This is a genomic window from Ralstonia mojiangensis (genome assembly GCF_023955645.1).
GTDB classification, from domain to species: Bacteria; Pseudomonadota; Gammaproteobacteria; order Burkholderiales; family Burkholderiaceae; genus Ralstonia; species Ralstonia mojiangensis.
The window spans coordinates 38,952-51,599 of sequence record NZ_JAMXHU010000002.1 but is presented as its reverse complement, the minus strand read 5'-3'; the positions used below and the strand labels follow the sequence as shown (position 1 = coordinate 51,599).

Here is a 12,648-nt window from a genome sequence, read left to right as displayed (position 1 = left end):
AATGCCGGCGCGGTCTGAGCAGGTCAGCCACGCCGTGATATGGGCCGCAGGTTCAAGAACCGACAAAGGCGAAATTGTAAGGGGTGGGCGCAGGCGCGCCAACGCCGATTGTTGCAGTGCGTGGCGCCCGGCATGAATCGCTCGATCGGTGGGATGCGCGCGCTTTGCCGTTAAGCGGATGCTTAACATCAAAAGTATAATCTTGTGTTTCCTACGAGCCACCCATGTCGCCCCCGACGTTCCTGCGCGCCCGCGCTGCCGGCTGCCCCTGCCCGCCGCATCAAAAAGAGTCCGATTCGCCACTTTTGGGGGCGCCATGGCGCTAGTCCGCTGGGCGGCGGCGTTGCAGCGCCGCTGGGAGGCCATCGATCCGGCTGAACGGGCGGGCTTCTTTGCCGGCGTGCGAGCCTATATGCCGTCGATGCCGCCGGTGCTCGCCTGGGGGCTGGTGACCGGCGTGGCGATGAGTAAATCGGTGCTGACCATCCCGCAAGCCATCGGCATGACGATCTTCGTGTATGCGGGGTCGTCGCAGTTGGCGGTGCTACCGCTGCTGGCAGCGGGGTTGCCGATCTGGACGGCGCTCCTGACGGCGTTCATCGTGAATGTGCGCTTCATTATCTTTAGCGCCGGGCTGATGCAGCATTTCGGGCATTTGCCGTTCATGCGGCGCGTGGTCCTGGGTGTGTTCAACGGCGATCTGCCGTTCGTGCTGTTCACCCAGCAGTACCCCTCGGCCGCGCCGCAGGCGGGCAAGGAGGGCTATTACTGGGGCATGGTCCTGCTGAGCTTCGTTGGCTGGCAGGTGTCGTCGATCCTGGGCATCGTCGCGGCGAGCCTGTTTCCTGACGCGTGGGGCCTGGCGCTGGCCGGGACGCTTGCGCTCATTCCTGTCATGGTGTCGACCATTCGTAGCCGTGCCACGCTCATGGCGGTGGCTGTGGCGGCGGTGCTGGCGCTGGTTGCCTTCAAGCTGCCGTATCGATTGAGCCTCGTGATTGCCGTCACTGGCGCGATGGCTGCCGGCCTGGCCGCCGACGAGGCTGCCGCGCGTCTGCAGTGGCAGCGCCGCCGTGCCGCGCAGGCGGCAGCTGACGAGGACGATGCATGACAGCGCTCGAAATCTGGCTGGTGATTGCCGGGATGACCGTGGTGACGATCGTCACGCGCTCGTTGTTCCTGATCGTGGGCAACCGCATGCCCCTGCCCACCCGCGTGCAGCACGCGCTGCGCTTTGCGCCCGCTGCCGCGCTCGTCGCCATCGTCTTGCCCGACCTGCTCTGGAACCAGGGGCACTTCGACGCAAGCTGGACCAACCCGCGCCTGATGGCTGGCATTGCCGCCACCGCGTTCTATGTAGCGACGCGGCGCATGCTCGGCATGATCTTCGTCGGCATGGGCGTCTTTACCGTGCTGCGTCTCTGGGGATGAACATGTCGGGTTCCAATCGCAACGGCGCGATCTTCGCGTTTCTGGCCTACACGATGTGGGGCCTGTTTCCGCTGTACTTCAAGCTGCTCAAGGCGGTGTCGCCGGTGGAGATTCTCTCGCACCGGGTGATCTGGTCGTTGGCGGTGATGGTGGCGATTCTGCTCGTGAAGCGGCACTGGGCGTGGCTTTGGGCGCTGCGCACGCAGCCGCGTGTGGTGGGGCGCTACGCGGCCAGCACGAGCCTGTTGGCCGCCAACTGGCTGACCTACATCTGGGCCGTCAACCACGACCACGTGATCGACGCCAGCTTGGGCTACTTCATCAACCCGCTGGTGGTGGTAATGCTGGCGCTGCTGGTGCTCGGCGAGCGGCTGCGGCCAGTGCAATGGGTGTCGGTAGCCCTGGCGGCGGCGGGCGTGGCGTGGCTAACCTGGCAGGCCGGGACGCTGCCGTGGATTGCGCTGGCGCTGGCGTTTTCGTTTGGGTTCTACGGCTTGCTGCGCAAGACATCGCCGCTGGGCGCGCTGGAAGGGCTGACGCTGGAGACGCTGCTGCTGTTTCCGCTGGCGCTGGCCTACCTCGGCTGGCTGGCTTCGCAGCATCAGAATGCCTTCCTGGCCGCATCGTCGGGCACGCAATTGCTGCTGGCGCTGGCCGGCCCGCTGACGGCGCTGCCGCTGCTGCTGTTTGGCGCCGGCGCCCGGCGTATTCCGCTGTCGCTGCTGGGTTTGCTGCAATACGTGAGCCCGACGCTGCAGCTGCTGCTGGGCGTTTGGCTCTACAACGAGCCGTTTGCGGGCCCCAAAGTGGCGGGCTATGTGCTGATCTGGGTGGGTCTCGCCGTGTATTCGGCCGAAGGCTGTATGCGGCTGCGCCGTCGCACGCCGCTGCCGGCATAGTCCCCGCCAATCGGCCTCGGCAAGACGGTCGAGCCCGGAAGGTTCGGCCGAGAAACGCACGTTTTGACCAGGCGCATCGGGTAAAATCGTCGTTTTCCGCGATTTCTTCCGTAGCTGCCATGCCTCACGTCCTGCGTCTGTCCGATCTCATCTCCGAAGGAAAGCTTGCCGGTAAGCGCGTGTTTATCCGCGCCGACCTCAACGTGCCGCAAGACGATGCCGGCAACATCACTGAAGACACGCGCATCCGCGCTTCCGTGCCCGCCGTCAAGGCCGCGCTGGACGCGGGTGCCGCCGTCATGGTCACTTCGCACCTGGGTCGCCCGACCGAGGGCGAATTCAAGCCCGAAGATTCGCTGGCGCCGGTTGCCAAGCGCCTGTCCGAACTGCTCGGCCGTGACGTGAAACTCGTCCAGAACTGGGTTGACGGCGTGGATGTCGCTCCTGGCCAGGTCGTGCTGCTGGAAAACTGCCGCGTGAACAAGGGCGAGAAGAAGAACAGCGACGAACTGGCCCAGAAGATGGCCAAGCTGTGCGACGTTTACGTCAACGACGCCTTCGGCACTGCCCACCGCGCGGAAGCCACCACCCACGGTATCGCCAAGTTTGCACCGGTCGCCTGCGCCGGTCCGCTGCTGGCCGCCGAACTGGATGCGTTGGGCAAGGCACTGGGTCAGCCGGCACGTCCGCTGGTCGCCATCGTGGCCGGCTCGAAGGTGTCGACCAAGCTGACCATCCTCAAGTCGCTGGCCGACAAGGTGGACAACCTGATCGTCGGTGGCGGCATTGCCAACACGTTCATGCTGGCTGCCGGCCTGAAGATCGGCAAATCGCTGGCGGAAGCTGATCTAGTGGGCGATGCAAAGGCCATCATCGAGATGCTGGCTGCACGTGGCGCGTCTGTGCCCATCCCGGTCGACGTAGTGTGCGCCAAGGAATTCAGCGCCACCGCGGCCGCCACCGTCAAGGATGTGGCGGATGTGGCGGACGACGACATGATCCTCGACATCGGCCCGAAGACGGCCGCACAACTGGCCGAACAACTGAAGACCGCCGGCACCATCGTGTGGAACGGCCCGGTCGGCGTGTTTGAATTCGACCAGTTCGGTAACGGCACCAAGGTGCTGGCCGAGGCGATTGCTGCCTCGTCGGGTTTCTCGATTGCGGGCGGCGGCGACACGCTGGCCGCAATCGCCAAGTACAACATTGCCGACAAGGTGGGCTATATCTCCACCGGCGGCGGTGCGTTCCTCGAATTCCTGGAAGGCAAGACGCTGCCGGCCGTCGAAATCCTGGAACAACGCGCTGCCTGAGCGTAAGCGCCGCGAATACCCCTACCACAACAACGAGACACCGCCGCCCATGACCCGTGCTACCAAGATCGTCGCAACGCTCGGCCCCGCGTCCAGCACGCAGGAAGTCCTGACCCGCATGATCGCCGCGGGGGTGGACGTGGTGCGGCTGAACTTCTCGCACGGCGCGGCGCAAGATCACATCGATCGCGCGCAGCTCGTGCGCGAAGTGGCGCGTTCGGTGGGTCGCGAGGTGGCCATCATGGCCGACCTGCAGGGTCCGAAGATCCGCGTCGGCAAGTTCGAGAACGGCAAGATCACGCTCGAACCCGGTGATCGCTTCACGCTCGACGCCCGCTGCGAACTTGGTAACCAGGAGCGCGTCGGCCTCGACTACAAGGAACTGCCGCGCGACGTGGGCCCCGGCGATCTGCTGCTGCTCAACGACGGCTTGATCGTGCTGCAGGTCGAGCGCGTGGTTGGTGAAGAGATCGAGACCATCGTCAAGATCGGCGGCGATCTGTCCAACAACAAGGGCATCAACCGCCAGGGCGGCGGGCTGTCGGCGCCGGCGCTGACCGCCAAGGACATGGAAGACATCAAGACCGCGATGGCGCTCGGTGCTGATTATGTCGCGGTCAGCTTCCCCAAGAACGCGACCGACATGGAAATGGCGCGCCAACTGGCCGCCGTGGCAGGCGCGCCGCATAACCACAAGACCCGCATGATCGCCAAGATCGAGCGCGCCGAGGCCATCCGCCCGGGCGTGCTCGAAGAGATCCTGGCGGCGTCCGACGGCATCATGGTCGCGCGTGGCGACCTGGCAGTGGAAGTGGGCAACGCGGCCGTGCCGGCGCTGCAGAAGCGCATGATCAAGCTGGCCCGCGAAAACAACAAGCTGGCCATCACCGCCACGCAGATGATGGAATCGATGATCGTCAACCCGGTGCCGACGCGCGCCGAGGTGTCGGACGTTGCCAACGCCGTGCTCGACGGCACCGATGCGGTGATGCTGTCGGCGGAAACCGCCGCCGGCCGCTATCCGGTCGAGACCATCGAAGCCATGGCTGCCATCTGCGTGGAAGCCGAGAAGTCGCAAACCGTGCATCTGGATGCAGACTTTCTTGACCAGACCTTCAGCCGTATCGACCAGTCGATCGCCATGGGGGCGCTGTTCACGGCGCACCACCTGCAGGTCAAGGCAATTGCGGCGCTCACCGATTCCGGCGCCACGGCGCTGTGGATGAGCCGACACGGCATCAATATTCCCATTTATGCGATGACGCCCAATGTGGCCTCGCAGCGCAAGATGGCCCTGTACCGCAACGTGCAGTCGCTGCCGCTGGCCAACAGCGCCGACCGAGACGAAGCGTTGCATCAGGCCGAAGAACTGCTGGTCGCGCGTGGCGTCGTGCAGCGCGGCGACTTCATCGTCCTGACCGTCGGCGAGCCAATGGGTCAGGCCGGCGGCACCAATACGCTCAAGATTGTTCGCGTCGGCATGCACTGACGCCCACGACGGAACGCCGTTTGCTACGTCTACCAGACGCCCACGCGTTCCTGAGACCGAATACAGATCGATCCATAGGAGAAAACCATGCCACTCGTCTCGATGCGCCAACTGCTGGACCACGCCGCTGAAAACGGCTACGGCCTGCCGGCATTCAACGTGAACAACCTGGAGCAAGTCCAGGCTGTGATGGAAGCTGCCAAGGAAGCCGGCGCACCGGTCATCCTGCAGGCCAGCGCAGGCGCCCGCAAATACGCTGGCGAATCGTTCATCAAGCACCTGATCCAGGCCGCGGTCGAGGCTTATCCGGAGATTCCGCTGGTCATGCACCAGGATCACGGCCAAAGCCCGGCAATCTGCCAGGGCGCAATTGACCTGGGCTTCGGCTCGGTCATGATGGACGGCTCGCTGCGCGAAGACGGCAAGACCCCGGCCGATTTCGACTACAACGTCGACGTGACGCGTCGCGTGGTCGAGATGGCACACAAGGTTGGTGTGACCGTGGAAGGCGAACTCGGCTGCCTGGGCTCGCTCGAGACCGGTATGGCCGGTGAGGAAGATGGCCACGGCGCGGAAGGGAAGCTCGACCACTCGTCGCTGCTGACCGACCCCGAAGAGGCTGCCCAGTTCGTCAAGGCGACCCAACTGGACGCGCTGGCCATCGCCATCGGCACCAGCCACGGCGCCTACAAGTTCACGCGCAAGCCCACCGGCGACATCCTCGCCATCAGCCGCGTGAAGGAAATCCACGCCCGCATCCCGAACACCCACTTGGTGATGCACGGCTCGTCGAGCGTGCCGCAAGAGTTGCTGGCCATCATCAACCAGTACGGCGGCAAGATGAAGGAAACCTACGGCGTGCCCGTCGAGGAAATCCAGGAAGCCATCAAGTACGGCGTGCGCAAGATCAACATCGACACCGACATTCGTCTGGCAATGACGGGCGCGGTGCGCAAGTTCCTGGCTGAAAACCCGGACAAGTTCGACGCCCGCGAATGGCTCAAGCCGGCGCGCGAAGCGGCCAAGCAAATCTGCAAGGCGCGTTATATCCAGTTTGGCTGCGAAGGTCAGGCGGGCAAGATCAAGCCGATCGGCCTGTCGGTGATGGCGCAGAAGTACCAAAGCGGCGATCTCGCCCAAGTGGTGCAATAAGCATTCCGCGTCACATTTAGCAAACGGCTGGCACTGCGCCAGCCGTTTTGCATTGCATGGGCCACCTTATGGGCCACCCCATGGGCCACGTATAATGCTGGCCTTCCACGTTTTCTTATTTCCTCTCGGGTTCCGCCGTGTCCGCCACCCCTGCATCCTCCGCCCTTTACGAATCGTCGATCACCAGCCTGCCGTTGCTCGGCCGTGGCAAGGTGCGCGAGAACTACGCTGTCGGCGACGACAAGCTGCTGATGGTCACCACCGACCGCCTCTCGGCGTTTGACGTGATTCTCGGCCAGCCGATTCCGGACAAGGGCCGTGTGCTCGCGCAGATGTCGGATTTCTGGTTCAACAAGCTGCGCCACATCGTGCCGACGCACGAGACGGGCATCGCCCCGGAAACCGTGGTGGCCCCGAATGAAGTCGACCAGGTGCGCGGCCGCGCCATCGTGGTCAAGCGCCTGAAGCCGATCCTGGTGGAAGCCGTGGTGCGCGGCTACCTCGCCGGCAGCGGCTGGAAGGATTACCAGGCTACCGGCGCCGTCTGCGGCGTGCATCTGGCCCCTGGTCTGCAGAACGCGCAGAAGCTGCCCGAGCCGATCTTCACCCCCGCCGCCAAGGCCGAGATGGGTGAGCACGACGAGAACATCTCCTTCGATGAAGTTGAACGCCGCATCGGTCCGGACCTCGCTGCGCAGATCCGCGACGTGAGCATCCGCCTATACAAGGAAGCGTCCGACTTTGCCGCCACGCGCGGCATCATCATCGCCGACACCAAGTTTGAATTCGGGCTGGATGAAAACGGCACGCTCACGCTGATGGACGAAGCGCTCACCGCCGATTCGTCGCGCTTCTGGCCGGCCGATTCGTACCAGGTCGGCACGAACCCGCCGTCGTTCGACAAGCAGTTCGTGCGCGATTGGCTCGAAGCCGTGCGCATCGACGGCAAGCCGTGGCCGAAGACTGCGCCGGCGCCACAACTGCCCGCCGACGTGATCGAAAAAACCGCCGACAAGTACCGCGAAGCGCTGACCCGCCTGACCGGTGAATCCCTGCGTTAAACCGGAGCGATGACGATGACCGCACAGCAATCCGCTCCGCTCGTTGGCGTGGTGATGGGCTCCAGCTCCGACTGGGAAGTGATGCGCCACGCCGTCGACATGCTCACGCAGTTCGGCATTCCGTTCGAGGCGCAGGTTGTCTCGGCGCACCGCATGCCGGACGACATGTTCCGCTACGCCGAAACCGCACGCAGCCGTGGTTTGCGCGCCATCATTGCTGGCGCGGGCGGCGCAGCGCACCTGCCGGGCATGATCGCCGCCAAGACGATCGTGCCGGTGTTCGGCGTGCCGGTACCCTCCAAGTACCTGCGCGGCGAAGACTCGCTGCTCTCGATTGTGCAGATGCCCAAGGGCATTCCGGTGTCGACATTCGCGATTGGCGAAGCCGGTGCCGCCAACGCAGCGCTGGCGGCCATCGCGACGATCGCCACCACCGACTCGGCCCTTGCCGACAAGCTCGAAGCCTTCCGCGCGCAGCAGACAGAAGTCGCGCGCGGCATGACGCTCCCTGTGCACGGCGCTTAAGTAACCTACGACCTGATTCATGGCCGACGACCTGAACCCGCGCCTGGCGCAAGCCCACACCGCGGAATCCCGCGCGCTGAACGTTCCCAACGCGATCCTGCCCGATGCCTGGCTTGGCATGCTTGGCGGTGGCCAGCTCGGCCGCATGTTCACGCACGCGGCGCAGGCGATGGGTTACAAGGTCTGCGTGCTCGACCCGGACCCGAACAGCCCTGCCGGCACCATCGCCGAGCGCCATCTGTGCGCCGGCTACACCGATGAAGCCGCATTGGCCGAGATGGCCGCGCTGTGCCCGGCCGTCACCACCGAATTCGAGAACGTGCCCGCGCAAGCGCTCGACAAGCTTGAGCAGCTCGGTGCGTTCGTTGCGCCGCGTGCCAACTGCGTATCGATCGCGCAGAACCGCATCGCCGAGAAGAAATTCTTCGCGCTGTGCGCCGCCCGCACCGGCATCCACCCCGCACCAAGCTGGGTGATCGAGCACGAAGCCGATATCGAACAACTGCCCGCCGACCTGCTGCCCGGCATCCTGAAGATTGCCCGCATGGGCTACGACGGCAAGGGCCAGGCGCGTGTCTCGACGGTTGAAGAGCTGCGCGCCGCCTGGGCCGCCATGCAGCACGTGCCGTGCGTGCTGGAGAAGATGCTGCCTCTGGCGTACGAAGTGTCGGTGTTGGCCGCGCGCGGCGCTGATGGCACCACCGCCACGTGGCCGCTCGCCGAGAACGAACACCGTGACGGCATTCTGTTTTCAACGACCATGCCCTCGCGCAGCGTTTCGGACGACATTGCCACGCGCACTCGCGCCGCCGCTGCGATGATCGCCGAAGAAATGGGCTACGTCGGCGTGCTGTGCATCGAGTTCTTCGTGCTGCAGGACGGCTCCCTGGTCGCCAATGAAATGGCGCCGCGTCCGCACAACTCCGGCCACATCACCATGGACGTGTGCGAGACCAGCCAGTTCGAGCAGCAGGTGCGCGCCATGGCTCGCCTGCCGCTGGGCAGCACGCGCCAGCATTCACCGGGGCGCATGCTGAATGTGCTGGGCGACGTGTGGTTCGAATACGGTTTGGAACGCACGCCCGCGTGGCACGAAGTGATGGGCCACAGCGGTGCGAAGGTGCATCTGTACGGCAAAGCCGACGCCCGCCCAGGCCGCAAGATGGGCCACGTGAATTGTGTCGGCACCTCGCCGGAAGTGGTGGACGAAGCGTTCCGCCATGCCGCGCACGTGCTGGGCCTGCAGCCCGCCTAAAGACGAGTCGCCCATGCCGCATCGGACCAAAACGCCCTACACCATGCCTTCCGCCGAACGCCTCGATGAGGCTGCGCGCAGGCTGGAGGCGGGCGAGCTGGTCGCCTTCCCGACCGAGACCGTGTACGGACTCGGCGCCGATGCCGAGAACCCGCAGGCCATCGCCAAGATCTACGCGGCCAAGGGCCGGCCGTCCAATCACCCCGTGATCGTGCATGTGGTGGATGGCGCCGATATTTCCTACTGGTCCGACGATGTGCCCGGCATCGCACTGCAGCTCATTGAAGCTTTCTGGCCGGGGCCGCTCACGCTGATCCTGAAACGTGCACCGCACATTCCCGCAGCCGTGGCGGGCGGGCAGGACAGCATCGGGCTGCGTTGCCCGTCGCACCCGGTGGCGCAGGCGTTGCTCTCCCGCTTCAAGCGCGGACGCGGCGGCATTGCGGCGCCGTCGGCCAACAAGTTCGGCCAAGTCAGCCCGACCACCGCGCAGCACGTGCGCGATGAATTTGGCGATGCCGTGTTCGTGCTCGAAGGCGACGGCGTGGACGTGGGCATCGAATCGACCATCATCGATCTCTCGCGGCTGGATCAAGGCATTGGCCCCGTGCTGCTGCGCCCGGGCGCCATCACGCCTGAAGACATCGAGCGCGTGACCGGCGAACTGCCGGCGCTTCCCGATGCCGCTGCGCCGCGTGCTTCGGGCACGTTGAAAGCGCATTACGCGCCGCGCACGCCGTTGTATCTGCTGTCGGCCGCCGATGTGTCTGCACGCCTGGCTGCAATGCCTGCGGACAAGCGCATCGTGTGGCTCGGTGCCCCCGTGGCACTGCGTGACGGCTGCGATCAGCGCGTCGCCCCCGCCACACCCGCCGCCTATGCCAATGCGCTCTACGCGCTATTGCGCGAACTCGACCGCGGCGGTTACGACGCCATCTGGGTGGAAACCCTAGCCGACACGCCCGCCTGGGCGGCCGTCAACGATCGCCTGCGTCGCGCGGCCGCCGCGTTCGAGACGGACCTCTAATTCTTCCGGGGCGCGCGTTCGCCGTGCGCCCGGCAACCTCGCTACACTTGGGCGTTGTGTCGTTCCGCGTGCTTCAAACGCGCACGGCGAGGTTACGCACCGCGGCACCACAAACCATAAAAATTCCACACGGAGACAGACATCATGAAGTTGCGTCAATGGATGGGCGTCGTCGCATCGGCGACCCTGGCCTTGGGCCTGGCAGCTTGCGGCGGCGGTGAAAGCGATCAGAGCGGCAACCCCAACGTTGCCAAGGTGCAGCGCATGGTGGTATTCGGCGACAGCCTGAGCGATGCCGGTACCTACACGCCGGCAGCCGCTGCCGTGGGCGGCGGCAAGTTCACCACCAACCCCGGCCCGATCTGGGCGGAAACCGTGGCTGCGCAACTCGGTGTGACGCTTACGCCGGCCGTGATGGGTTACGCGACCTCGGTGCAGAACTGCCCGAAACCGGGTTGCTTCGACTACGCGCAAGGCGGCTCACGCGTGACCGACCCGAACGGCATCGGCCACAACGGTGGTGCTGGCGCGCTCACGTATCCGGTCAAACAGCAACTCGCCAACTTCTACACGGCCAGCAACAACACGTTCAACGGCGACAACGACGTGGTGTTCGTGTTTGGTGGCAACAACGACATCTTCTACTGGGCTGCCGCTGTGGCGACACCCAACTCGGGTGTGACGCCTGCCATCGCCACCGCGCAGGTGCAACAGGCGGCGACCGATCTGGTCGGTTACGTCAAGGACATGATCAGCAAGAACGCGACGCAGCTTTACGTGTTCAACCTGCCCGACAGCAGCCTGACGCCGCAAGGCGTGGCGGGCGGCGCGGCAGGCCAGGCGCTGCTGCATGCGCTGGTGGGCGCGTTCAACGCCACGCTGCAAGCCGGTCTGGCAGGTACCAACGCTCGCGTGATCGACTTCAACTCGCAGTTGACGGCTGTGATCCAGAACGGCGCGACGTTCGGCTTCAGCAATACCAGCGTGCCGGCGTGCGATGCAACCAAGATCAACGCACTCGTGCCGGGCGCGGGCGGCAGCTCGCTGTTCTGCTCCGCCAACACGTTGGTGACGGCAGGTGCAGACACGTCGTACCTGTTCGCTGACGGCGTGCACCCCACCACGGGTGGTCATCGCCTGATCTCGAGCAACGTGCTGCAACGCCTGCTGGCTGACGGCGTGACGCACTGATCGAGCACCACTGAGCAAAACGCCCGCGTGAAGCGGGCGTTTTCGTTTGTGGCGATGTTTTCCTACTTGGCGTCGGCGGTCGGCAATGTCACGGCCAGGCGGGCCAGCGTAGCCTTGAGCACATCGTTCTGCGGCGACATGGCGAGGCCCTGCCTGAAGCAATCGTGCGCTTCGTCCGCGCGGCCCAACTTCCACAGCACTTCGCCCTTGTGTGCAAGGCCTTCCGCGCGTGCTTCGCGTACCGCTTCGTCGTCTGCGTCGTAGTCGCCGTCCGGTTGGGTGAACACGGCGATGGAGCGGTCGAACCACGTCAGCGCTTCGTCGTTGCGGCCGAGCCGGTACAGCGCCCAGCCCTTGCTGTCGAGCGCGAACGGCTCGTCCGGGTGCTTGGCCAGATAGGCATCGATCATCGACAAGCCGCGCTCCACGCGCAGGCCCGCGTCAACAAGCTCGTAGCCGTAGCTATTAAGGCGGTCTTCCGGCACCGGCTGCAGATCGAGGGCGAGGTCGATGCGGGCCTCATCTCGTGCGGCAATTGCCAGTGACATCAGCTTGCGCGCGATGCGGCTTTGCAAGTCTTCGCTGAGTGTCGCTGCGTTGGCCGTGAGCGTGCCGAGATACTGCGAATAGAGATCGGGTGCGCCCTGCGAGTTGCTGCTATCGGCGATCGCACGGCCTTCGCCGGCGCACCAGGCATCGTCGGCCGGCGTGAAGATCACCGTATTTTCAAGGTGCACGGTGCGAGACTCGCGCGACTGCACGTAGGCGGTATAACCGCCGGCGCTGGAGTGCCCGCAGACCAGGTATTCGCCCACCACATCGATCAGATATGGATGCCCCTCGATGGGTGCGCCGCCGAGCGAATCGACCAAGCGGAACGATTCGCCAAGGTCGCCATTGCCGACGACGGGGTTGAGCACCCAGCGTGCCGCCGCATAATGTCTTGGCAACCGGATTTTGGCCGTATGCCCGGCGCTGTCGGTGGTGCCAAAGATCACGCTGTCGGTTTCGCCCATCTGCGGCGGCCTGCCGACGATGGTGTGGCCGGGCAGGAACAGGCGGTAGCGCGCGTTGGGCATCGGGCGCCCGGTCGCAGAATCGATGAGCACGAATTGGTGGATCTGCGCGCCGCGCCCGAGGGTGGTATTCGGGGCGACCCAATCACGTGCAGCGACTGGCAAGGCCGAGCAAAAAAATGCCGCGCCAAGCAGCGCGGCCGATAGACGGGAAAGCATGTTGTTAGGAGGGGGGCTGGCGAAAAACTGGACGGCCCCATCATAGCCAAGCTGCTTCGCCCGGATGTTA

12 protein-coding genes are annotated in these 12,648 nt (G+C 65.0%); 11 read left to right on the top strand and 1 reads right to left on the bottom strand.

Annotation, left to right across the window (positions count from 1 at the left end):
- Positions 1–316 precede the first annotated feature (316 nt).
- The 11 genes from NG898_RS06920 (at position 317) to NG898_RS06870 (ending at position 11,343) form a co-directional block, all read left to right on the top strand.
- A complete protein-coding gene (locus NG898_RS06920) occupies positions 317–1,111 on the top strand; it encodes an AzlC family ABC transporter permease (protein ID WP_252691666.1) in 795 nt (264 codons plus the stop codon).
- Positions 1,108–1,431 carry an AzlD domain-containing protein gene (locus NG898_RS06915; RefSeq protein WP_252691665.1) on the top strand — a complete coding sequence of 108 codons (324 nt, stop codon included), beginning with the start codon at positions 1,108–1,110 and terminating at the stop codon, positions 1,429–1,431. Before NG898_RS06920 ends, NG898_RS06915 begins: the two co-directional genes overlap by 4 nt.
- Before the next feature lie 2 nt (positions 1,432–1,433).
- The gene (gene rarD, locus NG898_RS06910) at positions 1,434–2,330 is read left to right on the top strand and encodes an EamA family transporter RarD (protein WP_252691664.1); all 897 of its coding nucleotides are present in this window, start codon (positions 1,434–1,436) and stop codon (positions 2,328–2,330) included.
- Positions 2,331–2,449: 119 nt separating this feature from the next.
- Positions 2,450–3,643: a phosphoglycerate kinase gene (locus NG898_RS06905; protein ID WP_092973117.1), complete on the top strand. Its 1,194-nt coding sequence runs from the start codon at positions 2,450–2,452 to the stop codon at positions 3,641–3,643.
- 49 nt (positions 3,644–3,692) lie between these two features.
- Positions 3,693–5,132 carry a pyruvate kinase gene (gene pyk, locus NG898_RS06900; protein ID WP_252691663.1) on the top strand — a complete coding sequence of 480 codons (1,440 nt, stop codon included), beginning with the start codon at positions 3,693–3,695 and terminating at the stop codon, positions 5,130–5,132.
- An 87-nt stretch (positions 5,133–5,219) separates the two neighbouring features.
- Entirely contained in the window at positions 5,220–6,284 is a 1,065-nt protein-coding gene (gene fba / locus NG898_RS06895) for a class II fructose-bisphosphate aldolase (protein ID WP_004636117.1), read from the top strand.
- A 137-nt stretch (positions 6,285–6,421) separates the two neighbouring features.
- The gene (locus tag NG898_RS06890; protein ID WP_004636116.1) at positions 6,422–7,345 is read left to right on the top strand and encodes a phosphoribosylaminoimidazolesuccinocarboxamide synthase; all 924 of its coding nucleotides are present in this window, start codon (positions 6,422–6,424) and stop codon (positions 7,343–7,345) included.
- 15 nt (positions 7,346–7,360) lie between these two features.
- A complete protein-coding gene (purE, locus tag NG898_RS06885) occupies positions 7,361–7,870 on the top strand; it encodes a 5-(carboxyamino)imidazole ribonucleotide mutase (RefSeq protein WP_092973737.1) in 510 nt (169 codons plus the stop codon).
- Between the two features lie 19 nt (positions 7,871–7,889).
- Entirely contained in the window at positions 7,890–9,125 is a 1,236-nt protein-coding gene (locus tag NG898_RS06880; protein WP_252691662.1) for a 5-(carboxyamino)imidazole ribonucleotide synthase, read from the top strand.
- A gap of 13 nt (positions 9,126–9,138) precedes the next feature.
- The gene (locus NG898_RS06875) at positions 9,139–10,152 is read left to right on the top strand and encodes an L-threonylcarbamoyladenylate synthase (protein ID WP_252691661.1); all 1,014 of its coding nucleotides are present in this window, start codon (positions 9,139–9,141) and stop codon (positions 10,150–10,152) included.
- 144 nt (positions 10,153–10,296) lie between these two features.
- A complete protein-coding gene (locus NG898_RS06870; protein WP_252691660.1) occupies positions 10,297–11,343 on the top strand; it encodes an SGNH/GDSL hydrolase family protein in 1,047 nt (348 codons plus the stop codon).
- A gap of 62 nt (positions 11,344–11,405) precedes the next feature.
- Here NG898_RS06870 and NG898_RS06865 read toward each other — a convergent pair whose 3' ends face one another.
- A complete protein-coding gene (locus tag NG898_RS06865; RefSeq protein ID WP_252691659.1) occupies positions 11,406–12,578 on the bottom strand; it encodes a tetratricopeptide repeat protein in 1,173 nt (390 codons plus the stop codon).
- Positions 12,579–12,648 lie beyond the last annotated feature (70 nt).

Excerpts from the sequence above, each read along its gene's own strand:
- NG898_RS06870 (WP_252691660.1), top strand. The coding sequence starts at position 10,297 with ATGAAGTTGCGTCAATGGATGGGCGTCGTCGCATCGGCGACCCTGGCC.
- purE (WP_092973737.1), top strand. The coding sequence starts at position 7,361 with ATGACCGCACAGCAATCCGCTCCGCTCGTTGGCGTGGTGATGGGCTCC.
- NG898_RS06920 (WP_252691666.1), top strand. The coding sequence starts at position 317 with ATGGCGCTAGTCCGCTGGGCGGCGGCGTTGCAGCGCCGCTGGGAGGCC.
- rarD (WP_252691664.1), top strand. The coding sequence starts at position 1,434 with ATGTCGGGTTCCAATCGCAACGGCGCGATCTTCGCGTTTCTGGCCTAC.
- NG898_RS06915 (WP_252691665.1), top strand. The coding sequence starts at position 1,108 with ATGACAGCGCTCGAAATCTGGCTGGTGATTGCCGGGATGACCGTGGTG.
- NG898_RS06875 (WP_252691661.1), top strand. The coding sequence starts at position 9,139 with ATGCCGCATCGGACCAAAACGCCCTACACCATGCCTTCCGCCGAACGC.
- NG898_RS06865 (WP_252691659.1), bottom strand. The coding sequence starts at position 12,578 with ATGCTTTCCCGTCTATCGGCCGCGCTGCTTGGCGCGGCATTTTTTTGC.
- fba (WP_004636117.1), top strand. The coding sequence starts at position 5,220 with ATGCCACTCGTCTCGATGCGCCAACTGCTGGACCACGCCGCTGAAAAC.
- NG898_RS06905 (WP_092973117.1), top strand. The coding sequence starts at position 2,450 with ATGCCTCACGTCCTGCGTCTGTCCGATCTCATCTCCGAAGGAAAGCTT.
- pyk (WP_252691663.1), top strand. The coding sequence starts at position 3,693 with ATGACCCGTGCTACCAAGATCGTCGCAACGCTCGGCCCCGCGTCCAGC.
- NG898_RS06880 (WP_252691662.1), top strand. The coding sequence starts at position 7,890 with ATGGCCGACGACCTGAACCCGCGCCTGGCGCAAGCCCACACCGCGGAA.